We start from the raw sequence: 22,658 nt of genomic DNA on the forward strand, positions 1-22,658 counted from the left end.
CAGGTGAGGCCGCGAGGTGGCGCGGGGTGCTTGTGTGGAGGTGCCCGGGAGGCACCGGGTCGACCGATGCGACGAGGAGGGCCCATGACCGACACGGACGGCAAGGACAGCGGCAGCGAGGGTGGGCAGGTCTCCGAGCTGGCGATGGGTGGCGAGGAGCCGGAGGCGATCAGCTCCGGCGACTCGGTGGCGGGCCAGCCGGAGGAGTACTCCGGCGAGGTGGAGGAGGGCGCTCAGGGCCCCGACGCCGTGCCGGACGACCCCACGGGGGAGCACCCGCACACCGCGGAGTGACCAGGCTGTAGAACTGGCGGTGTGAGCAGACCAGTCGTCGTCGTGGTGGGAGCCGGCCCGGGCGTCAGCGGGTCGGTGGCCCGCCGCTTCGCCGACGAGGGCTACGACGTCGGTCTGTTCGGGCGCAATCGGCGCGTCCTCGACGAGCTCGCCGCCGACCTCGAGCGACGTGGCGCGGCCGTCGGGCTGGCGCAGGTCGACGTCACCGACGAGGCGGCCGCGCGCGACGCCGTACGCCGCCTGGGCCAGCACGCCGGGCGCATCGACGTCCTGCACTTCAACCCGAGCGCGTTCCGCGAGAAGGACCCGCTGTCGCTGACCGTGGGGGAGCTGCTCGAGGACGTCGCGCTCGGGGTCGGCTCGCTCCTCACGGCCGTCCAGGCCGCGCGCCCCTTCCTGTCCGCCGGCGGGCGGATCAGCGTCACGGGCAGCATGGCCGCCGACGCGCCGTGGGAGGGCGCGGCCTCGCTCGGCGTGCAGAAGGCCGGGGTGCGCAACCTCGTGCACAGCCTCGACAAGGCGCTCGCCCCGCACGGCATCCGCGCGGTCTCCGTGACGGTGCGGGGGACCCTCGCCGCGGAGGGCGTCTTCAGCCCCGACCGGGTGGCCGGAGCCATCTGGGCGGCGGTCACCACCGCGGACGCCGAGTGGCGCAGCGAGGTCCCGTACGCCGGCTGAGCGGTGCGCGGCAGCGCACTAGGGTCGGTCGCATGGACTCCTCGGCCGACGTCGTCATCTGCCACCCCGTCCGCACCCCCGTGGGGCGCATGGGGGGCGCCCTGGCGTCGCTGACCGCGGTCGACCTCGCGGCCCAGACGCTGACCGAGCTCGCCAGGCGGGCCGGACTGGGCGAGGGCGACGTCGACGACGTCGTGCTGGGGCACTGCTACCCGAGCGGGGAGAACCCGGCCATCGGCCGCATCGCCGCGCTCGACGCGGGCCTGGGCACCGCTGTCCCGGGCCTGCAGCTCGACCGGCGCTGCGGGTCCGGACTGCAGGCGGTGCTGTTCGCCGCCGGGCAGGTCGCCGGTGGTGGCGCCCGGCTCGTCGTCGCCGGCGGGGTCGAGTCGATGTCCAACGTCGAGCACTACGCGCTCGGGCTGCGCGCCGGCGTGCGCAGCGGCAGCCTGGAGCTGATGGACCGCCTGGTGCGTGCCCGCGAGACCGCCGGCGGCCGTGACCACCCGGTCCCAGGCGGGATGGTCGAGACGGCGGAGAACCTCCGGCGCCACTACGGCATCACCCGGCGCGCCCAGGACGAGCTGTCGGTGCGCAGCCAGCAGCGTGCCGGAGCGGCGCAGGCGTCGGGCGCGTTCGCGGACGAGATCGTCGCCGTCACCGTGCCCGGCCGGCGGGACCGGCCCGGCGTCCTGGTCGACGTCGACGAGCACCCCCGGCCGGCGACGACGCTCGACGACCTCGCTGCGCTGCGGCCGGTGCGGCTCGCGGTCGACGAGGCGTCCACGGTGACCGCGGGCAACGCCAGCGGCCAGAACGACGGGGCCGCGATGTGCGTGGTCACCACCCGGGCGGAGGCCGAGCGCCGCGGACTGGACCCGTTCCTCGTCCTGCGGTCGTGGGCCGTCGCCGGCGTCGGTCCCGAGGTGATGGGGATCGGTCCCGTGCCGGCCACCGCGGCCGCGCTGGACCGGGCCGGCCTGGCGATGGCCGACCTCGACCTGATCGAGCTCAACGAGGCCTTCGCCGCCCAGGTGCTCGCCGTGCTGCACGAGTGGGGCATGGACGCCGAGGACGAGCGGCTCAACCCCCTCGGGTCCGGCATCTCGCTGGGACACCCGGTCGGTGCGACCGGTGCGCGGATCCTGGCGACGATGGCCCACGAGCTGCGCCGCCGCGAGGGCCGCTACGCGCTGGAGACGGTGTGCATCGGTGGCGGCCAGGGCCTGGCAGCGGTGTTCGAGCGGGCCTGATCCTGCCGTCGCGCGCTACGCGCCCTCGAAGCCGCTGATCAGGAAGAAGTAGACGACGACTCCGGCGAAGGCGGCGAGCAGCCCCCACCACGCCCCGGTCAGCGCTCGCCGGCCCGGCGCCGCGCCCTCGCGGGCGAGACCGGGCAGCGCGGTCGTGACCGCTGCGCCCGCGCCCGCCATGAGCGCGAGCTGGACGACGACGATCCAGTTCTCGTCGCCGTCGCCGTCGAAGGGCAGCGCGGCCAGCGGCAGGCTGAGCGCCCCGAGGGCCAGGAGGACGACGATCCCGACGACGCGCTGGGTGCTGCGGCTCACGGGCGACACGCTAGCGCCGTTTGCCCCGGCTCAGGCCTCCTTGGCCACCAGCGTCAGCACGTCGTACGTCGCCACCGGCTCGTCGTCGCCGTTGGTGACGAGGGCGTCCCAGCGGACCTCCCCGTAGTCGGCCGACGCGCGGGGGGTGATCTGCTTGACGGTCAGCGTCACCCGGATCGAGTCGCCGGCCCGGACGGGCGTGAGGAAGCGCAGGTGGTCGACCCCGAAGTTCGCCAGCACCGGCCCCGGCGCCGGGTCGACGAACAGGCCGGCGGCCATCGACACGATGAGGTAGCCGTGGGCGACGATGCCGCCGAAGAGGGGGTTCTGCGCAGCCGCCTCGGGGTCGGTGTGGGCGTAGAACGTGTCGCCGGTGAAGTCGGCGAAGTGGTCGATGTCCTCGCGCGAGACCACCCGCGGCTCGCTGGCGATCGTGTCGCCCACCCGCAGCGTCGCGAGCGAGCGCCGGAACGGGTGCTCGGGCGTCGTGGTGCGCCGGGACCCGCGCGTCCACCGCCCGGTGATCGCGGTGAGCATGTCGGGGGAGGCCTGGACGGCGGTGCGCTGCATGTGGTGCAGCACCCCGCGCACGCCGCCCAGCTCCTCGCCGCCGCCCGCGCGACCCGGACCGCCGTGCACGAGCATCGGCAGCGGCGAGCCGTGCCCCGTGCTGTCCGGGGCGTCGTCGCGGTCCAGGACCAGGATGCGGCCGTGCCACGGCGCCAGGCCGAGGACCAGCGTGCGGGCCACAGCCGGGTCGTGGGTGACGACCGAGCCGACGAGGGAGCCCTTGCCGCGGGCGGCCAGGGCGACGGCCTCGTCGAGGGAGTCGTACGACAGCACGGTCGACACGGGACCGAACGGCTCGACGTCGTGCGGCTCGACCGCTCCGGGACGGGCCCTCAGCAGGACCGGCTGCATGAACGCCCCGCGCTCGGCGTCCCCGGCGAAGCCGGACGTCGCGGTCGGGTCGCCGTGCACCACGTCCGCCGAGGAGCGCAGCGCCTCCACGGCCTTGCGGACTTCCTCGCGCTGGCCGAGCGAGGCGAGCGGACCCATCCGCACCGTCTCGTCCCCGGGGTCGCCGACCGTGATCGACGCGAGCCGGGCCGTGATGGCCTCGGTCATCTCGTCGGCCACCGCCGCCGGCACGATGGCGCGACGGATGGCGGTGCACTTCTGCCCTGCCTTCGCCGTCATCTCGGTCACGACGCCCTTGACGAACAGGTCCCACTCGGGATCGCCCGGTGTCACGTCGGGACCGAGCACGGAGCAGTTGAGCGAGTCGGCCTCGACCTGCAGCCGTACGCCGCCGTGCAGCACCGAGGGGTGCTGGCGCAGGATCCCCGCGGTGTGCGCCGAGCCGGTGAACGCCACCGAGTCCTGGACGCCGAGGTGGTCGAGCAGGTCGCCGGCCGATCCGGACAGCAGCTGCAGCGACCCCTCAGGCAGGATGCCGGACTCGACGATGCGCCGGACCACGAGCTCGGTGAGGTACGCCGTCTGGCTGGCCGGCTTGACGATGGTGGGCAGTCCGGCGATGAAGGCCGGCGCGAGCTTCTCCAGCATGCCCCAGACCGGGAAGTTGAAGGCGTTGATCTGCACCGCGACGCCCGGACGGGAGGTGTAGACGTGCTGGCCGAGGAACACGCCCGTGCGCCCCAGCTGCTCCAGGTCGCCGTCGCACACCACGACGTCGTTGGGCAGCTCCCGGCGGCCCTTGGACGAATAGCTGAACATCGTGCCGAAGCCGCCGTCGATGTCGATCAGCGAGTCGCGCCGGGTGGCTCCGGTCGCGAGCGAGAGCTCGTAGAACTCGTCCTTGAGGCCGGTCAGGTGGGTCGCCAGCTCCTTGAGGAGCAGCGCCCGCTGGTGGAAGGTCAGCTCGCGGATCGCCGGACCGCCCACGCTGCGGGCGTGGTGCGCCATCGCGCCGAGGTCGAGTCCGGCGCTCGAGATCCGGGCCACCTCGGCCCCGGTGGCGGCGTCGAGGAGCGGGTCGCCCTCGGCGGGTGCGGCGTACCAGCGGCCGGCGGCGTAGCTCTCGAGCAGTCGGGTCACGGGGTCCCCTCCAGGGTCGGGCGGTGCGGGTCTGAGGCTGCGGGCCGAGCAGCGGGCGCAGTGTTTGCGCGCCGGAGTGACCGGTGCCACACTAATACCGGACCGATCGGTCAGTAAATGTCCCGGACGCCGCGTCGAGGAGATGCCCCATGACGCTCACCCAGGCCGCTCCCGACGAGCTGGAGGCCCACTTCGAGGCCACTCTCGCCCGCCACGAGCGGATCGAGCCGCGCGACTGGATGCCCGAGGGATACCGCCGGACCCTCGTGCGCCAGATCGCCCAGCACGCGCACAGCGAGATCATCGGCATGCAGCCGGAGGGCAACTGGATCACCCGCGCGCCGAGCCTGCGCCGCAAGGCGATCCTGCTGGCCAAGGTGCAGGACGAGGCCGGGCACGGCCTCTACCTCTACTCCGCCGCCGAGACGCTGGGCGTCTCCCGACTGGAGCTCACCGAGCTGCTCCTCGCCGGCAAGCAGAAGTACTCCTCGATCTTCAACTACCCCACGCTGTCGTACGCCGACGTCGGCACCATCGGCTGGCTCGTCGACGGCGCGGCCATCTGCAACCAGGTGCCGCTGTGCCGCACCTCCTACGGCCCCTACGGCCGCGCCATGATCCGCGTGTGCAAGGAGGAGTCCTTCCACCAGCGCCAGGGCTACGAGCTGCTCGCCACGATGATGCGCGGCACCGACGAGCAGCGCGCGATGGTGCAGGAGTCGGTCGACCGGTTCTGGTGGCCGGCGCTGATGATGTTCGGCCCTCCCGACGACGCCTCGCCCAACACCGCGCAGTCGATGGCGTGGGGCATCAAGCGGCACACCAACGACGAGCTGAGGCAGAAGTTCGTCGACATGTCCGTCCCGCAGGCCGAGGCCCTCGGCGTCACCCTGCCCGACCCGGCGCTGGCCTGGAACGAGGAGCGCGGCCACTACGACTTCGGCCAGCCGGACTGGGAGGAGTTCATGGAGGGCGTGCGCGGCAACGGTCCGTGCAACGCGCAGCGGATGGCACACCGCCGGCGCGCCCACGAGGACGGCGCGTGGGTGCGCGAGGCCGCCACGGCGTACGCCGCGCAGGTGAGGGACGCGGTCTCGTGACGGACCGGACGAGCGGCCGCGAGCTGTCTGCGGAGGGCGGCCACGGGGCCGTGCCCCTCCAGGGCGTGCCGACGGGTCAGGGCGTGCAGGCTCCCGAGCCGGAGTGGCCGCTCTACGAGGTGTTCGTGCGGGGCAAGCGCGGCCTCAACCACGTCCACGTGGGGTCGCTGCACGCGGCCGACGACCGGATGGCGCTCCTGCACGCCCGCGACGTCTACACCCGACGCAACGAGGGCGTCAGCATCTGGGTCGTCCGCGCCGACGCGATCACCGCGTCCAGCCCGGACGAGAAGGACCCGATGTTCGCGCCCAGCGGCGACAAGGTCTACCGGCACCCGACGTTCTACGACATCCCCGACAACGTCCCCCACATGTGATGCCACCCGCGAGGCTGCGATGAACTCCCGTATCGAGACACCCGCCGAGGACGAGCACGACAGCGTGTACTCCGGCCTGCTCGTCAACGACGCGCACTGGGCCTTCGGCACCGTCCCTGTTCCTGACGGGCACGGCGAGGACCCGCTCGCCGGCGTCGACACGACCGTCCCCGAGGGCGTCGACGCGCATGTGCTGGCGACGTACGCCCTGATGCTGGGCGACGACGCGCTGGTGATGTCGCACCGGATCTCGGAGTGGACCAGCAACGCGCCCGACCTCGAGGACGACATCGCGCTGTCCAACATCGCCCTCGACCTGCTCGGCCAGGCCCGGCTGCTGCTCGCGCGCGCAGCGGCCGCCGACCCCTCCATCGTCCCGGCGCTGCCCGACGGGTCGCCGGTCCCGCCGGAGGACGCCCTGGCGTTCTTCCGCGAGGCGCACCACTACCGCAACGTCCGCTTCGCCGAGCTCGTCAACGGCGACTTCGCCGAGGCGACCGTGCGGGTGCTGCTGTTCTCGACCTGGCGGCTCGCCACCTTCGAGCGGCTGCGCGCCAGCCGCGACCAGGTGCTCGCCGCCGTGGCCGCCAAGGGCGTCAAGGAGCTGGCCTACCACCGCGACTACTCCGCCCGCTGGTTCGTCACGCTGGCTCGGGGCACCGACGAGTCGCGGCGTCGCCTGCTGGCGGCGCTCGACGCGCTGTGGCCGCTGTGGCCCGAGCTGTTCGACACCCACGCCGTCGAGGCCGCCGCCGCCGGCTCCGGGGTCGGCGTCGACCCGGCGACCACCCGGGACGCGGCCGAGGGCGTGCTCGACCAGGTCCTGGCGGCCGGGGCCGTGCCGCGGCCCGAGGCGCCGCGGCGCTCGGGCGTGCTGGGGCGCACCGGGCGCGACGGCATGCACGGCGAGCCGCTCAGCCGGTTGCTCGCCGAGATGCAGTCCGTGGCCCGCGCCCACCCCCTCGGACGGTGGTAGCGGTGCGACGCGTGAGCCGCGGGACCTCGGAGCGCGCGCGCCGCGTCGCCCGACGCGTGACCGACCCGGAGCTGCCCATGCTGACCCTGGCCGACCTCGGCGTGCTGCGCGACGTCGACGTGGTCGGCGACTCGCACGTGGTGGTCGACATCACCCCGACCTACTCGGGCTGCCCGGCGATGGCGACCATGCGCGACGACCTGGTCCGCGAGCTGCGGGCGGCGGGGTTCGACCGCGTCGAGGTCCGGGTCAGCCTGCACCCGGCGTGGACCACCGACTGGATCACCCCCGCCGGTCGCTCGGCGTTGGCGGCGGCGGGCATCTCCCCGCCGGGACCTGCCCCGTCCGGTGACGGGCCGATCCCGCTGACCCTGCTGCCCACGGCTCGGCAGGTGCGCTGCCCGCAGTGCGACTCGCCGGCCACCGAGCTGATCTCGGAGTTCGGCTCGACCGCCTGCAAGGCGCAGTACCGCTGCACGTCGTGCCGGGAGCCGTTCGACCACGTGAAGGAGATCTGATGGCGGCCTCCGCCTTCCACGAGCTGGTGGTCCGCGACGTCGAACGGCTCACCGACGACTCGGCGGCCGTGACCTTCGACGTGCCCGACGACCTGCGCGAGCTGTTCGCCTTCGAGCCGGGCGAGGCGCTGACCCTGCGTCGGGTCGTCGACGGCGTCGAGCACCGCCGCACGTACTCGATCTGCGCCCCGGCCGGTGCCGCGCCGCGCATCGGGGTGCGCGAGATACTTGGCGGCGTCTTCTCCTCGTGGCTGGTCCACCGGGTCCGGCCGGGGGAGAGGATCGAGGTCGCCGAGCCCTCGGGCGGGCTCCGCGCCGACCCGACCACGCCCGGCCGTCACCTGTGCATCGCCGCCGGCTCCGGCATCACCCCGATGCTCTCGATCGCGGCCTCCGTGCTGACCCACCCCGAGAGCACCGTGACGATGCTCTACGGCAACCGCGAGACGACCTCGGTGATGTTCGCCGAGGAGCTGAGCGACCTCAAGAACCTCTACGGGCCGCGGTTCGACCTGGTGCACGTGCTGTCGCGTGAGCCGCGCGACGTGGAGCTGTTCTCCGGGCGCCTCGACGCCGAGCGGCTGCGGCGCCTGCTCCCCGTCAAGGTGCCGCTCGCCGCGGTGGACCACGTGTGGCTCTGCGGGCCCCTCGGCCTCGTCGAGGACGGTCGGACGGTCCTGGAGGAGCTCGGGGTGCCTCGCGAGAAGATCCACGTCGAGCTGTTCTTCGTCGAAGAGCCGCCGCCCACGTTGCGCCACGCCGACCGGGTGGTCGAGGGCGACACGAGCGAGGTGACGCTCGTGGTCGACGGTCGTACGACCACCACGCCGATGCCGCGCGACGCGACGCTGCTCGACTCGGCCCAGGCCGTACGCGGTGACCTGCCGTTCGCCTGCAAGGGCGGGGTGTGCGGCACGTGTCGCGCGAAGGTGGTCGACGGCGAGGTGGAGATGGTCCGCAACTACGCCCTCGAGCCGGCCGAGGTGGAGCAGCAGTTCGTCCTGACCTGCCAGACCTACCCGGTCGGCGACGCGGTCACGGTCGACTTCGACGCCTAGGCGCGATCCTCGGCGCCCGGCGCCGGTGAGGCGGGGGAGCGCCCCTCGTGCGTGAGCCCGTCGAAGGCCAGCGCGGCGACCGCGTCCGCCAGCGCGTCGCCGTCGACACCCGGGCGCACCCACTCGACCAGGGAGTTCACCATCCCGAAGAGCAGGCGGCTGATCACGAGGGGGTCGAGGTCGTCGCGCACGACCCCGTCGTCGGCCGCCACGCGCACCATGTCGGCGAGCCGCTCGTCGATGCCGCGGCGCCGCGCCAGGGCCGCCTTCTCCACCGGGGTGTTGCCGTGCACCCGCAGCAGCAGCGTCACGGCCGGGAGGTGGCGTACGAGCGTGGTCACGCTGGCGTGCACCGCCGCCCGCAGCCGGCTGCCCGCGTCGACGTGCTCGGCTGCGGCCACCTCGTCGAGCGCCTCGGTGAGCGCGTCGAGCGCCTCGTCCACCGCACGCTGCAGCAGGTGTTCCTTGCTCGGGACGTGGTGGTAGATCGCGGACTTGGTCAAGCCCAGCTCGCGGGCCACGTCCCCGACGCTCGTCGCGTCGTAGCCCTGCCGGTTGAAGAGGTCGACCGCGACCCGCAGCACCGCCTGCTGGTCGTGCCCGGGGCGGCCGCGTCGCACCGGGCCCTCGCCCGACGTACCGGACTGCGCAGCGTCACCGCCGGTCCCGCCCGCGCGGATCCGTCCCATGCCGCACACCCTCCCACGATCCGTCGGCGGGCTCGAGGGCCACGCCGGTGTGCCGGTCGTCGGGCACGCGTGCGGCGCGCCTGGAGGCGCACATTTGCCGGCAGCGGGCGTGCGAGCGCTACAGTGGACGCTGCGTCCAGACGCCGTGCCCCACTGATCCCCCCTGATCCATCGGCCACGCGGATCCGACGCCCGCTCCAAACCTCCACGCCGTGGTGTGCAGGTCAGCGCCGACCCGGGCTCGCCTGCTCCGCGACGCGTACCCAGTCCGGGAGGACCCCTTGGCCCAGCGCCAGCGTTCACGCGGCAGTCGCCGCGCCCCTGCGCACGCCCGTCACAAGGACAACGAGGGCATCGTCCCCGTCCTCGCGCGTGCCGTCCGCGAGCTCGAGTCCGCCGTCCAGCGCGGGCCGCTCGCGCCCGGTCAGCGGGTGCGCTTCCAGGTCGTCGCCCTGCTGGTGCGCGAGCACCGCGCCGACGTCAAGGGCTCCGTCGAGCTCACCGACGCGCAGAAGGCCGACGAGCTCAAGCGCCTCGACGGCATCGCCACGATCCTCGCCAAGACCGCGACGCGGGACCCGTCCCTCTTCGGACTGCTCTCCGAGGACGCCGTCGTCACCGACAGCGCCCGCGACCTCCGCCTCGAGATGCTCCACAAGGCCGGCGTCGAGGCCGTGCCCGAGGAGCCCAAGCCCGACGACGAGTCCGGGCCTGGCGTGCTGGAGCGGCGCGTCATCCCGCAGTCGGTGGTGCAGCACCAGCTGGCCAACCCGTTCCTGGTGCCCGACTTCGGCATCGGGCGCGAGCGGCGCACCGTGCACGGCCGGCTGGCGACGTGGGAGCTGCTCGGCCCGCTCTTCCGCTCCTTCGAGCTGGGCGGCGCCTCGTCGTGCATGGAGCTGCCCGAGGCGACCTCGCTCACCGCGCCCGGCAAGCTCGAGCTGATGCCGCACCAGGCGCGCCTGATCGCCGCGGCCGCCGAGGGGCACCGCACCTTCCTGCTCGCCGACGAGCCCGGGCTCGGCAAGACCGCGCAGGCGCTGCTCGCCGCCCAGGCGGCCGACGCGTTCCCGCTGCTGGTCGTGTGCCCCAACGTCGTGAAGACCAACTGGGCCCGGGAGACGGAGCGCTGGATCCCACGCCGGCGCGCCACGGTGATCCACGGGGACGGGGACCAGGTCGACGCCTTCGCCGACGTGATCGTCGTGAACTACGAGATCCTCGACCGCCACGTCGGCTGGCTCGGCTCCTTCGGGTTCCGGGGCATGGTCGTCGACGAGGCGCACTTCATCAAGAACAAGACCTCGCAGCGCTCGCGCCACGTGCTCGAGCTCTCCGAGCGGCTGCGCTCGCGCACCGCGCGCCCACTGCTGATGGCGCTCACCGGCACGCCGCTCATCAACGACATCGAGGACTTCCGCGCGATCTGGCAGTTCCTCGGTTGGATCGACGACACCAAGCCGCTGGCCCGGCTGATGGAGGCGCTCGAGGAGACCGACCTGACGCCGGCCGACCCGCCGTTCTACCCCGCGGCCCGCAAGGCCGTCATCGACATGGGCATCGTGCGCCGCCGCAAGGTCGACGTCGCCGAGGACATCCCGGCCCGCCGCATCGCCGACATCCCCGTCGAGCTCGACGACGAGGACACCCGCTCGATCCGCGCCGCGGAGCAGGACCTCGCGCGGCGGCTCGTCCAGCGCTACAAGGCGGCCCTCGAGACCCGGCGTACGGGCTCGGTCGTCGACGGCATCGACCACGAGCTCGTCCGCCGCGTCGCGACGTGGGAGCGCGAGGAGATGGACCAGGGCACCGGCGGGGAGAACGTCTTCTCGATGTTCCGCCGCATCGGCCGCGCCAAGGCCGGCCTCGCCGCCGACTACGCCGCCCAGCTGGCGCGCAACGTCGGCAAGGTCGTGTTCTTCGCCCGCCACGTCGACGTCATGGACATCGCCGAGGAGACCTTCACCCGCCGCGGGCTCAAGCACACCTCGATCCGCGGCGACCAGTCGGCGAAGGCGCGCGAGAAGGCGATCGACGCCTTCGTCAACGACCCCGACGTCCAGGTGATCGTCTGCTCGCTCGCCGCCGCCGGCGTCGGCGTCAACCTCCAGGTCGCCTCCAACGTCGTGCTGTCCGAGCTCTCGTGGACCGACGCCGAGCAGACCCAGGCGATCGACCGCGTGCACCGCATCGGCCAGAGCGACCCCGTCACAGCCTGGCGGATCATCGCCGCCCAGACCATCGACACCCGCATCGCCGAGCTCATCGACTCCAAGGCCGGGCTGGCCGCGCGGGCGCTCGACGGCTCCGACGAGGAGGTCTCGTCCTCGGCCAACATCCAGACCGAGGCGCTGGTCGCGCTGCTGACGGACGCGCTGGAGCGCGAGCTCGGCTGAGGCTTTCCCCGGCGGGCGGCCCCGGTGCTCTCGGTGGGGCCCCGGCCCCCTCGGTGGGAGTCCCCCGGTGCTCGCGGTGGGAGTCCCCGGTGCTCTCGGTAGGAGTCCCCGGTGAGCCGGGGAAACTGGAGCCTCACCCCCGAAGTTTCGGGGGCGAGGCTCCAGTTTGGCGTGCGAACCTCCCGTTCCCCGGAGATCCGCGGCCGATCCGACGCCGACCCTGCCGTGACCTCTGCAGCGATAGGTGCCCCGGTTAGGTCAGCCGCCGCAGCAACCCGACCGGCACCCGCTTCACGACGAACCCGAGCGGCGCCCACGGCCACGCAGGTACTCGGGCCGACCGCTTCTCCTTCTCGATGGCCTCGACCATGGCGCGCACGCCCTTCTCGGTGGAGGTCATCAGCGGAGTCCTGCGCGAGGTCCCGGACATCTCCGAGACGATGTAGCCGGGGTAGAGCACGGTGACCTTGATCGGCGTCCCGTGCACGTCGGCGCGGAAGCCCTCGGCCAGGTGCGCGACCGCGGCCTTCGTGGCGGCGTACGTCGTGATGTTGCCGGGCATGCCGCGCAGCGCCGAGAAGCTCGAGACCATCACGAGGTGGCCGCGGCCCTGGCGGCGGAAGATCGCGGCGGCCGCCTCGGTCTGGGCCAGGGCGCCGATGAAGTTCGTGCGAGCCGTCTCGAGGTTGGCGTCGAAGCGGCCGGTGCCCAGCGGCTGGCCCTTGCCGAGGCCGGCGTTGACGACGACGCGGTCGAGTCCGCCGAGTTCGGCGGCCAGCTCCTCGAACACGGCGAACACGGCGTCGTGGTCGGTGACGTCGAGCGCCGTGACCACGACGCGTACGCCGGGGTGCGCCGCGCCGATCTCGGCGCGCAGGTCGTCGAGGCGGTCGGTACGCCGCGCGCACAGCGCCAGGTCGTGGCCCAGTGCCGCGAACTGGCGCGCCATCTCGGCGCCCAGGCCGCTGCTGGCGCCGGTGATGAGGATCGATGTCACGCGAGCTCCTAGCGGTAGGTGAGCAGGTCGGGGGACCCCGGGACGAGCAGGTGGTCGTGGGCGTTGAACGACACCAGCGTCGTGCCGCGCGCCCCACAGACCACCGTCGAGACGCCGCTGTTGACCGAGACCGGGTTGAGCCGCAGCCACAGGGCGGTGCGGGCGGCGACGTCGTCGGCGAGCAGCGCGGCCGCCGCCCACGCGACCGGCCCGCCGCTGGTCAGCACCACCGCCGTCGCCGAGCGCGGCAGCGCGCCGGCCAGCCGGTCCAGCGCCGTCCCGACGCGGGCGGTGAACGCGCCGAACGACTCGTCGTAGGCGTCGTCGTGCTCGCCGGAGGTCCAGCGCCGCGTCGCCTCCTCGAACCACCGCTGGAAGCCCGCCTTCTCGGACTCGCCCTCGGCGGTCGACGGCCGGTCGTGCACCGCCAGCACCTGGAGGTGGTCGAACTCGTTCCAGCCGGCGTCCACCTCGACGTCGCCGGACCAGCCGGCACCCTCGAGCACGCCGACGGCGGTCTGGTGGTGGCGCCGCATCTCTCCGGCCACGACCACGTCGGCGCGGACCCCGCGCGCGGCGAGGGCCGCACCCAGCACGCGGGACTGCTCGTGCCCGGTCGGGGAGAGGTCGTCGTAGTCGGCAGCACCGAACGACGCCTGGCCGTGCCGGATCAGGAGGATCCGGCTCACGCCTCGGACACCAGCCCGTCGAGCCGGCGGCCGATGATCTGCACCGCCGGCCCGAACAGGGCGTACACCTCGTTCGTGGTCTGCCCGTGGACGTAGCGGTAGTAGATCTGCTGGGCGATCACGGCCATCCGGAAGAGCCCGAACACCTCGTAGAACCGCCACTCCTCCGGCGTCACCGAGCGGCCGGTGCGCTCGGCGTACGCCGCCACGAACTCCGCGCGGGTCAGCATCCCGGGCAGGTGGGTCGGCACCCGCCGCATGAGCTGGAACTCCTCGGTGTCGTCGGCCTGCACCCAATAGGCCATCGAGCCGGCGAGGTCCATGAGCGGGTCGCCGAGCGTGGCCATCTCCCAGTCGAGCACGCCGACGACCTTCGTCACGTCGCCGGCGTCGAGCACGAGGTTGTCGAGCTTGAAGTCGTTGTGGATGACGCAGGTGGCGACGTCCTCGGGCTGGCGCGCGTCCAGCCACGCCATCACGGCCTCGAGATCGGGGACGTCGTCGGTGCGGGCGTTGCGGTAGCGGGTGGACCAGCCCTCGACCTGACGGCGGACGTAGCCGCGGCCCTTGCCGAGGTCGGCGAGGCCGGCGGCCTCGGGGTCGATGCCGTGCAGCTCGGCGAGCACGTCGACCGCGTCGAGGCACAGCGCGCGCGCCTGCTCGGGCGACAGCGGCACGTCGGCGGGCCACTCGCTGCGCGGGATCACGCCGGCGACGCGGTCCATCGCGTAGAAGTCGCCGCCCATCACGTCGGGGTCGTCGCAGAACGCGACCATCGGGGCGACGTAGTCGAACACCGGCGCCAGCGCGGACTGGATGACGTACTCGCGGCGCATGTCGTGCGCGCCCTTGGCCTTGGTGCCGCGCGGGGCGCGCCGCACGATGAGGTCGCGGCCCGACGGGTAGCGCAGGAGGTAGGTGAGGTTGGAGGCGCCGCCGGTGAACTGCTGCACCTCCGGCTCGGCGTCCAGACCCTCGGCGGAGCCGGCGTTGCCGCGGATCCACGCGGCGACCCGCGACACGTCGAACGCGTCCTCCGCGCGCACCTCCCGGGCGCCCGGGACGGCGCTCACGACTCGGCTCCCGCGCGCAGCTTCGCCGCCTGGTCGCGCATCACCGCGTCGTACGCCGAGCGGTCGGCCCACTTGAGGAAGTACGCCTGGCGCGCCGCCTCGTCGGGGACGATCACGTCCTCCCCGGCGTCCATGCCGGCGAGCACCGCGGCCGCGATGTCCTCGGCGCTCACCTTCGATCGCTCGACCAGGCCGGCGACGAGCCGGCCGACGGCCTCGTCGCTGCCCCGCATCGACGCCACGAGGTTGGTGCGGAAGTACGACGGGCACACCACGCTCGCCCGGATGCCGTAGGACGCGAGCTCGTGGCCGCACGTCTCGGTGAAGGCGACGACCGCGGCCTTGGTCGCGTTGTACGACGCCATGCCGGCCGGGTGCACGAGGCCGGCGAGCGAGGCGACGTTGACGAGGTGGCCCGAGCCCTGCTCCTTCAGCAGCGGCACGAACGCGCGCGTGCCGCGCACGGCGCCGAACAGGTTGACATCGGTGATCCACTGCCACTCGTCAAGGGTGCAGAGGTCCACCCGGCCGCCGCCGGCGACGCCGGCGTTGTTGATCAGCACGTCCAGGCCGCCCCACCGCTCGCGCACCGCCTCGACCGCGGCGGCCCAGTCGGGCTCGGACGTGATGTCGAGGACGAGGTCGATGCCGTCGCCAGCGACCCGGTCGGTGGCCAGGACGTCGTCGCCGCGCGAACGGAACGCCGCGACCAGCGCCGCGCCGAGGCCGGACGCAGCGCCGGTGACCAGCACCCGCTTGCCGTCTCCGAAGCTCATCAGACGTACTTCCCGAGCTCGATCTTGGCCACGACGTTGCGGTGCACCTCGTCGGGCCCGTCGGCGAGGCGCAGCGTGCGGGCGCCGACCCAGGCCGCTGCCAGCGGGAAGTCGTCGGACATGCCGGCGCCGCCGTGCAGCTGGATCGCCAGGTCGATGACGTCGAGGGCCATGGTGGGCACCTCGACCTTGATCTCGCTGACCGCGGAGTACGCCTCGCGGCTCATGCCCCGGTCGAGCAGCCAGGCGGCGTGCATCACCAGCAGGCGGGAGCGGTTGATGGCGATCCGGGCGTCGGCGATGCGCTCGCGGTTGCCGCCGAGGTTGGCGATCGGCTTGCCGAAGGCCGTGCGGGAGACGGCGCGGGCGCAGCCGAGCTCGAGGGCGCGCTCGGCGAGTCCGATGGCGCGCATGCAATGGTGCACGCGGCCGGGACCGAGCCGGCCCTGCGCGATCTCGAACGCACGACCGGGGCCGAGCAGGATGTTGGAGGCCGGGACGCGGACGTCGTCGAACGACACCTCGCCGTGCCCCAGCGGCTCGTCGTGATAGCCCATGGTGGTGAGCATCCGCTCCACCCGTACGCCCTCGGCGTCGCGGGGGACCAGGACCATCGTGTGGCGCGAGTGCCGGTCGGCGTCGGGATCGGACAGACCCATGAAGACCAGCACCTGGCAGTCCGGGTTGCCGACGCCGGTCGACCACCACTTGCGGCCGTTGACGACGACCTCGTCGCCCTCGAGGCGGGCGGTGGCGGCCATGTTGGTCGCGTCGGAGGACGCCACCTCCGGCTCGGTCATGCAGAACGCGCTGCGGATCTCTGCGCGCAGCAGCGGCTCGAGCCACTGCTCCTTCTGCTCGTCGGTGCCGTAGCGCAGCAGCACCTCCATGTTGCCGGTGTCGGGGGCGTTGCAGTTGAAGACGAGCGGCGCGAGGAAGGAGCGGCCCATCGCCTCGGCGACCGGCGCGTAGTCGACGTTGGACAGCCCCTCGCCGCCGTCGGTGCCGAAGTCCGCGGCGTAGCGACCGGCGTGCTCGGCGGGCAGGAAGAGGTTCCACAGGCCCTGGGCGCGGGCCTTGGCCTGCAGCTCGGCGACGACCGGGTGGGGCGTCCAGTGGTCGCCACCGGACTCGCGCAGCTGGGTCGTGCGGCGGTGCACCTCGGCCTCGACGGGCTCGACCTCGTTCGCGACGAACGTGCGGACGCGCTCGCGCAGGTCGGCGGCGCGGGGGGAGAGGGAGAAGTCCATGCGGTTGACCTTGGCACACTGTTGAGCGATGCTCAACAACATGCCCGGCGCCGACGCTCCTGCCGTACGCCGCCGGCTGAGCGCCGACGAGCGGCGCCGGCAGCTGGTCGCGATCGGCCTGGCGAAGATCGTCGAGACGCCGATCCAGGACCTCTCGATGGACGAGGTAGCCGCCGAGGTGGGGATCTCACGCGGGCTGCTGTTCCACTACTTCCCGACCAAGACCGACTTCTACCTCGCCTGCATCGCCGCGGCCGGTCGGCGCTTCCTGCGCACCACCGCGCCGGACGACGAGCTGCCGGGGGAGGCGCAGGTCGAGCAGCTGACCCGGCTGATGATCGAGCAGATCGAGCGCCGCCGGGACTTCTACCTCGCCCTGGTGCACGGCCACGGCGTCGCCGACCCGCGGGTCAGCGAGGTGGTCGACTCGGTCCGCGAGGGCAGCACCGACCGGGTGGTGGCAGCGCTCGGCGTGCCGGAGCCGCGGCGCGACGTCGTACGTGCGTGGTGGGCCTACACCGAGGACCGGGCGCTCACCTGGTCGGCAGTGCCGACCGGCGAACGCCCGGTCCCGTTGTCCGTGCTCGTCGCGGAGTGCGTCGCCGCGCTCCACGCGCTGCTGGAGATCAGCGCTTCGTGACGCGTCCCGTCACCGAGAAGCGGGCCTTGTCGTCCAGCGGGAGGCCGGCGCAGGCCAGGACCGTGCGCTGGCCGCAGCGGTAGCGCGTCGAGGCGTTGACCAAGGTGACCGAGACCGCGGCCACCTTCGTGTTGTCGAAGGCGATCTTGGTCCGGCCGTCGCCACCGCGGTTGAGCCTGACCATCTTGACCTGGCGCGTGCCGTCGCCCAGGTGCGCGACCACGACGGCGGCGGGGGAGGTGCGCTTGAGCGGCCCCTTGACCGCGACCGCGAGCTTCCACTTCCTGCCGTCGAGGCCCTTGCCCGGTGTGTAGACGTAGGACGCCGAGGAGAGGTGGTTGATCTTCACCGCGAAGCGCTTGCTGCGCTTGTTCTTGCTCAGCGCCTTGGCGCCGCGCACCCGGGGGGCGGGGTACTCCGCGCCCTCGGGGAAGTTGGCGGCGGGGGTGAGGTTGCCGGCGGCGTACGTGGCGTACACCTTGGTCAGCCCGCCCTTCTTCTTCAGCACCTTCTGCAGCGCGGTGAGCGAGTACTTGCCGCCGTCCTGCTTGAGCGAGCCGGCCTGCTGCCACGCCTTCTTGACGATGCTCGTGCCGTACTGCGAGGACAGGTGCTCCCAGAAGACCCAGTTGCCGTACTGGAAGCCGTCGGTGCGGCTGAACAGGTCGAGCGGCAGGTAGGGGACGTAGATCTGGCTGCGGGGGAGGTACTGACGGTTGTCGTTGACGTCGCTGGCCAGCCGCTCCTCCATCCACGTCGCGGTGGACTCCATCATCCAGGGGTCCTCGGCGTAGTCGTAGGCGTACTGCACGGCGTGGAAGAACTCGTGGGCCGCGGTCACGCGGAGGTTGCCCTCCGGCGTCCCGGTGGGGAACTGCGCGGGGGAGAAGTCGTTGTCGAGCACGCAGTAGCCCGAGCCGGTGCGCTTCTTGGCCCGCTGCTCGCCGGCGCAGAAGCCGTAGATGTCGCCGCCGAGGTCCTTGAGGTAGACGTCGAAGAGCGGGCTGCCGCCCTTGACGCCGTCGGAGACCGGCGGGCGGAAGCCCATCTGGTCGACCTCGGTGGCCCACACCGAGTCCATGACCGCGAGGTTCTGGGCGACCCACTCCGGAGACGGCGGGGCGTCGGTGCCGGTGGGGACGTAGTGCATGCAGATGCGGGTGTTGCAGACGGGCGGGGCCTCGGCGACGGTGTAGCCAAAGCCCTGAGGGTCGCCGACCCCATCGGTGGGGCGGGCGAGCAGGGCGTCGGCGAGCCGGCGCTCGGCGCCGCGGAGCTCGGCGCGGCGCAGCCAGAGGTCACGCAGGACCAGCGTCGCGGAGGGGTCGGCCGGGCGGGCGTCCCCCTCGAGCACCCGGCGCGCGGTGGCGAGCGTGTCGGACGCGGTCGGCTCACCGAACTCGGGCAGCGCCGGCTCCGGCGTGAGGTCGAGGGCCTCGGCCGGGGACGGCACGCCGGCGCCGCCAGCGCCGGTCGACCAGGTCGTGTCCGCCGCGACGGCCGGCGCGAGCGCCGCGCCGCCGATCAGTGCGACGGCGACAGCGGTGGTGACGATTCTGCGCATGGTTCCCCTCGTGGTTGTCAGTCTCGCCTGACCCTAACCCAGGCCGCCGACGGCCCCCGCAGCCCGGACGGGACGATCGCTCAGAGGTCGGCGATGTGCTCGATGATCGCCGTCGTGGAGATGGCCGGGGTCCGCGGCAGGTAGACCACCTCGCACACGTCGGCGAGGTCGTCGAACCGGCCCGCCCAGTCGTCGCCCATCACCAGCACGTCTGCGCCGCGCTCGACGATGTAGTCGCGCTTCTGCTCCAGGCTCTCCTCGACGAACACCTCATCGACGACCTTGAGCGCCCCAACGATCGCGAGCCGCTCGCGCTGGCTGAAGATCGGCGCACGTCCCTTCTTGCGCTCGTTGAGCGCGTCGGCGGACACGCCGACGACGAGCCGGTCGCCCAGCGCCGCGGCGCGCTCCAGCACGCGCAGGTGCCCGACGTGGAAGACGTCGAACGTCCCGAAGGTGATGACGGTGCGCGGCATGCGCGGCATTGTGGCACGGTCGGGGAGGATGACGCCCATGGCCGCCACCACGACCGCGACCCCGCCCCGCGTCTCGCTGATCACGCCTGACCCGGGCGCGGACGAGGCGCGTCGGCGCGGCCTGCGGCGGATGCGCACGATCGCCGTCGGGCTCCTGGTCCTCGCCGCCTGCGTGTACGTCGCCACGCTCGGCCGCGACGGCGCGTGGGGCTTCGTGAACGCCGGCGCCGAGGCATCGATGGTCGGTGCCATCGCCGACTGGTTCGCGGTGACCGCCCTCTTCAAGCACCCACTGGGGCTACCGATCCCGCACACGGCACTGGTCCCCAAGCGCAAGGACGAGCTCGGCAAGGGATTGGAGGAGTTCGTCGGGGAGAACTTCCTGCAGGAGGACATCATCCGCGAGCGGGTCGGAGCCGCGACGATCTCGGCGCGCGCCGGCGACTGGCTCAGCGACCCGGCCAACGCCCGCCGCGTCGTCGACGAGGCGTCCGACGTGGCCGCCATCGCCCTGGGCAAGGTCCGCGACGACCACGTCGCCGACCTGGTCACCGAGGCGCTGGTGCCGCGGTTCCGGGACGAGCCGATCTCACCGCTGCTGGGCTCGGCGCTGATGGAGGTCCTGCGCGACGACCTGCACCACGGCGTGGTGGACCTCGCCCTCGACGAGATGCACCGGTGGCTGCTGGACAACCCCGAGACCTTCTCCCGGGTGCTGGAGGAGCGTGCGCCCTGGTGGGCGCCGCCCAAGCTGAACGACGCGGTCACCTCCCGGCTGCACGTGCAGGCCCTGGCCTGGCTCGAGGACATCCGCGACGACCCCCACCACCGGGCTCGCGAGGCGCTGGACTCGATGCTCGGCCAGCTGGCCCACGACCTGCTCAACGACGAGGAGACACGCTCGCGCGCCGAGGCCTTCAAGAACCGCCTGCTCGAGCACCCGCAGGTCGTCACGACCGCGATCTCGCTGTGGAAGTCGATGCGGTCCGCGCTCCTCGCCTCGGTGCAGGACCGCGAGGGCGCCGTGCGGCAGCGGCTCCTGCACGAGCTCAACCTGTTCGCCGTCAGGCTGCGCGACGACGCGCCCCTGCGGGACCGGCTCGACCGTGCCGCTGCGGACCTGGCCGTCTTCGTGGTCGAGCGCTACGGAGCCGAGGTGACCACGGTGATCACCTCCACCATCGAGCGCTGGGACGGCAAGGAGGCCGCCCGGCGCATCGAGCTGCACGTGGGACGCGACCTCCAGTTCATCCGGATCAACGGCACCATCGTCGGTGGGCTGGTGGGCGTGCTCATCCACGCCGTGAGCCTGCTGGTGCACTGAGCGTCCCGGTTCGCCGACCCTGCTGGTTCACTGGTCACATGCCTGCCCCCGAGCCGATCGACGTGCCGATCCGTGACGAGTCCATCCGGTTGGGCCAGTTCCTCAAGCTGGCCAACCTCGTCGAGACCGGCGCGGACGCCAAGCCGGTAATCGCGGACGGCGCCGTCACCGTCAACGGCGAGGTCGAGACGCGGCGAGGCCGCCAGCTCGCCCCCGGTGACGTGGTCACGCTGGGCGAGCTGGCGGCCCGGGTCGCCACCGGAGAGGTCGAGATCGACGTCCCCTGGTGACAGGAGTGGGGGCGGCTACTTCACCTCGCGCCGGAGCACGCGGTAGGTGCCGACGGCGAGCGGCAGCAGCACCCACGCCGCGACCCCCGTGGTCAGCTGGGCCCAGTCCCGACCCGCCATCTCCCCAGCGAACAGCGGCCGGGTCACCGAGTCCATGTCGAGCCACTCGCCGACGTCGTCCAGCGAGCCGAAGATCTGCGTGGCGATCGTCCAGGCGGTCGGCAGCACGAGCACCGACACGATGGCGACCGGGGTGTTGAGGAAGAGCAGGCCGAAGGCGACGCCCTGCAGCACGTAGATCAGCAGCGCCAGGACCAGCCCGCCGGCGACGGCCGCGGTGAGGTCCCAGGCGCCGCCCCCGGCCAGGTTGGCGAGGGCCGCTGCCGCGGTCGCGACGGCGAGCACGACCAGGGCCAGCAGCAGGGCGGCGAGTGCCTTGGCCAGCACGACCCGTCCACGCCGCGGCTCGAGGGTGAAGGTGACCAGCCCGGTGCGCTGGGTCCACTCCGCGGTGGCGGCCATGATGCCGAGGACCGGCAGGAGCAGCGCGAGCGGCAGCGTGGAGAGCTCCAGGAGGCTGCGGAAGGTGGCGTCGCCGGCCGGGCCCCAGATGACGAAGGCGGCGAGGACCAGGGCGGCGATGGCAGCCATCACGATGACCATCCAGCGACCGGCCCGGGTGTCGACCATCTTGCGCAGCTCGGCGCGCAGGGTCCGGGCGAACGGGACCCCGGGCGGGCCCTCCAGCGGGGCGGCCGGCGACACCGACTGCGTCGGTGCCCCGCCGACCGCGGGGGTGGCGGTGCGGGTGTCGGTGCTCATGCTGCGTCTCCTTCGCGCGACGTGGCGGCCGTGAGGCCGAGGAACATCTCTTCGAGGCCTTCGGAGCCTCCGGACCGCAGCTCGAGGAGCACGACGCGCTCCTCGGCGGCGACCTTCCCCACGACGCCGGGCTCGGCGTCCACGACGAGTCCCGAGCCGGTGCGGGTCACCGGCACGCCGGCCGCCTCCAGCAGCCCGGCCAGGCGTGCGTCGTCGGTCGAGTGCACGGTGGTGCCGCCGCGGCTGAGCAGCTCCTCCTTGGAGCCCATCGCCACGATCCGCCCGCGCCCGATCATGACCAGGTCGTCGGCGACGATCTGGACCTCGTGCAGGAGGTGGCTCGACAGCAGCACGGTGCCGCCGCCGTCGGCGAAGCGGCGCAGGAGCCCGCGCATCCAGTGGATCCCCTGGGGGTCCAGGCCGTTGGCCGGCTCGTCCAGGACGAGCACCTGCGGCTCGCCGAGCAGCGCCGCAGCGATGCCGAGGCGCTGGCGCATGCCGAGGGAGTAGTTGCGGACCCGACGGCCGGCCTCCTCGTCGGTCAGCCCGACCAGGGCGAGCGCCTCCTCGACCCGGGCCTTGCCGACGCCGACGGAGACGGCGGCGACCCGCAGCACCTCGCGGCCGGTGCGACCCGGGTGCTGCGCCGAGGCGTCGAGCATCACCCCGACCTGGCGGCCGGGGTTGTGCAGCTCGCGGTACGGCTGACCCAAGATCGTGGCCCGGCCGGAGGTGGCGGGGGTAAGGCCGGTCATCATCCGCATCGCGGTGGACTTGCCGGCGCCGTTGGGCCCCAGGAAGCCGACCACGCTCCCGGGGCGCACCTCGAACGAGATGTCGTCGACGGCCGTGAAGCCGCCGTAGCGCTTGGTGAGGTTCTCCACAGTGATCATGGCTCCAGCCTCCGGGAGACGGACGGCGACCGGCATCGGGCGCTGGGCTCGCCACCGTCCGACCTCGGTATCGCCGCCCGACGTGGGTCGATACCTGGGTCGACCCCCTGGTCTGACGTCGGTCGCGTCCGACAACCTCTACCCTCGGC

Annotated in this window: 24 protein-coding genes; 12 read left to right on the top strand and 12 right to left on the bottom strand. The window is 73.0% G+C overall.

All coding sequences use genetic code 11. From position 1 onward, the window contains the following. Positions 1-84: 84 nt before the first annotated feature. From J3P41_RS12340 to J3P41_RS12350, 3 genes are read left to right on the top strand one after another with little or no spacing between them, the layout of a single operon-like run. Complete coding sequence (locus J3P41_RS12340) at positions 85-294, top strand: hypothetical protein (protein ID WP_210650563.1); 210 nt, start codon at positions 85-87, stop codon at positions 292-294. Positions 295-315: 21 nt separating this feature from the next. Continuing rightward, positions 316-972 carry an SDR family oxidoreductase gene (locus J3P41_RS12345; protein ID WP_210650564.1) on the top strand — a complete coding sequence of 219 codons (657 nt, stop codon included), beginning with the start codon at positions 316-318 and terminating at the stop codon, positions 970-972. Positions 973-1,004: 32 nt separating this feature from the next. Continuing rightward, positions 1,005-2,225, top strand: a complete 1,221-nt coding sequence (locus J3P41_RS12350; protein ID WP_210650565.1) for an acetyl-CoA C-acetyltransferase — start codon at positions 1,005-1,007, stop codon at positions 2,223-2,225. A gap of 15 nt (positions 2,226-2,240) precedes the next feature. Here J3P41_RS12350 and J3P41_RS12355 read toward each other — a convergent pair whose 3' ends face one another. Both J3P41_RS12355 and paaZ read right to left on the bottom strand, forming a co-directional pair. After that, entirely contained in the window at positions 2,241-2,540 is a 300-nt protein-coding gene (locus J3P41_RS12355; RefSeq protein ID WP_210650566.1) for a hypothetical protein, read from the bottom strand. Between the two features lie 30 nt (positions 2,541-2,570). Beyond that, positions 2,571-4,601 carry a phenylacetic acid degradation bifunctional protein PaaZ gene (paaZ, locus tag J3P41_RS12360; protein WP_307861967.1) on the bottom strand — a complete coding sequence of 677 codons (2,031 nt, stop codon included), beginning with the start codon at positions 4,599-4,601 and terminating at the stop codon, positions 2,571-2,573. 149 nt (positions 4,602-4,750) lie between these two features. Between paaZ and paaA the strand changes: the two genes are divergently transcribed. From paaA to paaE, 5 genes are all read left to right on the top strand, one after another. Further along, positions 4,751-5,701, top strand: a complete 951-nt coding sequence (paaA, locus tag J3P41_RS12365) for a 1,2-phenylacetyl-CoA epoxidase subunit PaaA (protein ID WP_210650567.1) — start codon at positions 4,751-4,753, stop codon at positions 5,699-5,701. Between the two features lie 83 nt (positions 5,702-5,784). Further along, positions 5,785-6,078, top strand: coding sequence for a 1,2-phenylacetyl-CoA epoxidase subunit PaaB (paaB, locus tag J3P41_RS12370; RefSeq protein WP_210650882.1), 294 nt, complete (start codon positions 5,785-5,787; stop codon positions 6,076-6,078). A 19-nt stretch (positions 6,079-6,097) separates the two neighbouring features. Further along, entirely contained in the window at positions 6,098-7,054 is a 957-nt protein-coding gene (paaC, locus tag J3P41_RS12375) for a 1,2-phenylacetyl-CoA epoxidase subunit PaaC (RefSeq protein WP_210650568.1), read from the top strand. A gap of 11 nt (positions 7,055-7,065) precedes the next feature. After that, positions 7,066-7,572, top strand: coding sequence for a 1,2-phenylacetyl-CoA epoxidase subunit PaaD (paaD, locus tag J3P41_RS12380; protein WP_307861968.1), 507 nt, complete (start codon positions 7,066-7,068; stop codon positions 7,570-7,572). Further along, a complete protein-coding gene (gene paaE, locus J3P41_RS12385; RefSeq protein WP_210650569.1) occupies positions 7,572-8,630 on the top strand; it encodes a 1,2-phenylacetyl-CoA epoxidase subunit PaaE in 1,059 nt (352 codons plus the stop codon). Before paaD ends, paaE begins: the two co-directional genes overlap by 1 nt. Here paaE and J3P41_RS12390 read toward each other — a convergent pair. Next, on the bottom strand, positions 8,627-9,319 hold the full coding sequence (locus J3P41_RS12390) for a TetR/AcrR family transcriptional regulator (protein ID WP_210650570.1): 693 nt from the start codon (positions 9,317-9,319) through the stop codon (positions 8,627-8,629). The genes paaE and J3P41_RS12390 overlap by 4 nt on opposite strands. A 281-nt stretch (positions 9,320-9,600) precedes the next feature. On the opposite strand from J3P41_RS12390, the gene J3P41_RS12395 reads away from it, so the two are divergent. Beyond that, positions 9,601-11,715 (top strand): DEAD/DEAH box helicase, encoded by a 2,115-nt coding sequence (locus tag J3P41_RS12395; RefSeq protein WP_210650571.1) that lies wholly within the window; start codon positions 9,601-9,603, stop codon positions 11,713-11,715. Positions 11,716-11,968: 253 nt separating this feature from the next. On the opposite strand, the gene J3P41_RS12400 is transcribed toward J3P41_RS12395, so the two are convergent. Genes J3P41_RS12400 through J3P41_RS12420 form a run of 5 tightly spaced genes read right to left on the bottom strand, consistent with a single transcriptional unit; the run spans position 11,969 to position 16,500 of the window. Continuing rightward, positions 11,969-12,712, bottom strand: coding sequence for an SDR family oxidoreductase (locus J3P41_RS12400; protein WP_307861969.1), 744 nt, complete (start codon positions 12,710-12,712; stop codon positions 11,969-11,971). Between the two features lie 8 nt (positions 12,713-12,720). Beyond that, the gene (locus tag J3P41_RS12405) at positions 12,721-13,401 is read right to left on the bottom strand and encodes a histidine phosphatase family protein (protein WP_210650572.1); all 681 of its coding nucleotides are present in this window, start codon (positions 13,399-13,401) and stop codon (positions 12,721-12,723) included. Further along, positions 13,398-14,474 carry a phosphotransferase family protein gene (locus J3P41_RS12410; protein WP_210650573.1) on the bottom strand — a complete coding sequence of 359 codons (1,077 nt, stop codon included), beginning with the start codon at positions 14,472-14,474 and terminating at the stop codon, positions 13,398-13,400. Before J3P41_RS12410 ends, J3P41_RS12405 begins: the two co-directional genes overlap by 4 nt. Further along, positions 14,471-15,250: an SDR family NAD(P)-dependent oxidoreductase gene (locus J3P41_RS12415; protein ID WP_210650574.1), complete on the bottom strand. Its 780-nt coding sequence runs from the start codon at positions 15,248-15,250 to the stop codon at positions 14,471-14,473. The genes J3P41_RS12410 and J3P41_RS12415 overlap by 4 nt, the downstream gene beginning before the upstream one ends. After that, complete coding sequence (locus J3P41_RS12420; protein WP_210650575.1) at positions 15,250-16,500, bottom strand: acyl-CoA dehydrogenase family protein; 1,251 nt, start codon at positions 16,498-16,500, stop codon at positions 15,250-15,252. Before J3P41_RS12420 ends, J3P41_RS12415 begins: the two co-directional genes overlap by 1 nt. Positions 16,501-16,528: 28 nt before the next feature. Between J3P41_RS12420 and J3P41_RS12425 the strand changes: the two genes are divergently transcribed. Then, a complete protein-coding gene (locus tag J3P41_RS12425) occupies positions 16,529-17,140 on the top strand; it encodes a TetR/AcrR family transcriptional regulator (protein WP_210650576.1) in 612 nt (203 codons plus the stop codon). Here the strand turns inward: J3P41_RS12425 and J3P41_RS12430 are convergent. Together J3P41_RS12430 and J3P41_RS12435 are read right to left on the bottom strand one after the other, a co-directional pair. After that, on the bottom strand, positions 17,127-18,704 hold the full coding sequence (locus J3P41_RS12430) for an MXAN_6640 family putative metalloprotease (protein WP_210650577.1): 1,578 nt from the start codon (positions 18,702-18,704) through the stop codon (positions 17,127-17,129). The genes J3P41_RS12425 and J3P41_RS12430 overlap by 14 nt on opposite strands. A gap of 80 nt (positions 18,705-18,784) precedes the next feature. Continuing rightward, a complete protein-coding gene (locus J3P41_RS12435; RefSeq protein WP_210650578.1) occupies positions 18,785-19,180 on the bottom strand; it encodes an adenylyltransferase/cytidyltransferase family protein in 396 nt (131 codons plus the stop codon). Between the two features lie 37 nt (positions 19,181-19,217). Between J3P41_RS12435 and J3P41_RS12440 the strand changes: the two genes are divergently transcribed. Further along, positions 19,218-20,504 (top strand): DUF445 domain-containing protein, encoded by a 1,287-nt coding sequence (locus J3P41_RS12440; protein ID WP_210650579.1) that lies wholly within the window; start codon positions 19,218-19,220, stop codon positions 20,502-20,504. Between the two features lie 38 nt (positions 20,505-20,542). After that, positions 20,543-20,794, top strand: coding sequence for an RNA-binding S4 domain-containing protein (locus J3P41_RS12445; protein ID WP_210650580.1), 252 nt, complete (start codon positions 20,543-20,545; stop codon positions 20,792-20,794). 15 nt (positions 20,795-20,809) lie between these two features. On the opposite strand, the gene J3P41_RS12450 is transcribed toward J3P41_RS12445, so the two are convergent. Together J3P41_RS12450 and J3P41_RS12455 are read right to left on the bottom strand one after the other, a co-directional pair. Further along, positions 20,810-21,616: a hypothetical protein gene (locus J3P41_RS12450; RefSeq protein ID WP_210650581.1), complete on the bottom strand. Its 807-nt coding sequence runs from the start codon at positions 21,614-21,616 to the stop codon at positions 20,810-20,812. Then, positions 21,613-22,509 (bottom strand): ABC transporter ATP-binding protein, encoded by an 897-nt coding sequence (locus J3P41_RS12455; RefSeq protein ID WP_210650582.1) that lies wholly within the window; start codon positions 22,507-22,509, stop codon positions 21,613-21,615. The genes J3P41_RS12450 and J3P41_RS12455 overlap by 4 nt, the downstream gene beginning before the upstream one ends. Positions 22,510-22,658: the final 149 nt, after the last annotated feature.

Source organism: Nocardioides sp. SYSU D00065, from assembly GCF_017916425.1.
In the GTDB taxonomy this organism is placed as follows: domain Bacteria; phylum Actinomycetota; class Actinomycetes; order Propionibacteriales; family Nocardioidaceae; genus Nocardioides.

Coding starts and splice junctions, on each gene's coding strand:
- J3P41_RS12340 (WP_210650563.1), top strand. CDS start 85: ATGACCGACACGGACGGCAAGGACAGCGGCAGCGAGGGTGGGCAGGTC.
- J3P41_RS12350 (WP_210650565.1), top strand. CDS start 1,005: ATGGACTCCTCGGCCGACGTCGTCATCTGCCACCCCGTCCGCACCCCC.
- paaA (WP_210650567.1), top strand. CDS start 4,751: ATGACGCTCACCCAGGCCGCTCCCGACGAGCTGGAGGCCCACTTCGAG.
- paaC (WP_210650568.1), top strand. CDS start 6,098: ATGAACTCCCGTATCGAGACACCCGCCGAGGACGAGCACGACAGCGTG.
- paaE (WP_210650569.1), top strand. CDS start 7,572: ATGGCGGCCTCCGCCTTCCACGAGCTGGTGGTCCGCGACGTCGAACGG.
- J3P41_RS12390 (WP_210650570.1), bottom strand. CDS start 9,319: ATGGGACGGATCCGCGCGGGCGGGACCGGCGGTGACGCTGCGCAGTCC.
- J3P41_RS12415 (WP_210650574.1), bottom strand. CDS start 15,250: ATGAGCTTCGGAGACGGCAAGCGGGTGCTGGTCACCGGCGCTGCGTCC.
- J3P41_RS12420 (WP_210650575.1), bottom strand. CDS start 16,500: ATGGACTTCTCCCTCTCCCCCCGCGCCGCCGACCTGCGCGAGCGCGTC.
- J3P41_RS12425 (WP_210650576.1), top strand. CDS start 16,529: ATGCTCAACAACATGCCCGGCGCCGACGCTCCTGCCGTACGCCGCCGG.
- J3P41_RS12430 (WP_210650577.1), bottom strand. CDS start 18,704: ATGCGCAGAATCGTCACCACCGCTGTCGCCGTCGCACTGATCGGCGGC.
- J3P41_RS12435 (WP_210650578.1), bottom strand. CDS start 19,180: ATGCCGCGCACCGTCATCACCTTCGGGACGTTCGACGTCTTCCACGTC.
- J3P41_RS12440 (WP_210650579.1), top strand. CDS start 19,218: ATGGCCGCCACCACGACCGCGACCCCGCCCCGCGTCTCGCTGATCACG.
- J3P41_RS12445 (WP_210650580.1), top strand. CDS start 20,543: ATGCCTGCCCCCGAGCCGATCGACGTGCCGATCCGTGACGAGTCCATC.
- J3P41_RS12450 (WP_210650581.1), bottom strand. CDS start 21,616: ATGAGCACCGACACCCGCACCGCCACCCCCGCGGTCGGCGGGGCACCG.
- J3P41_RS12455 (WP_210650582.1), bottom strand. CDS start 22,509: ATGATCACTGTGGAGAACCTCACCAAGCGCTACGGCGGCTTCACGGCC.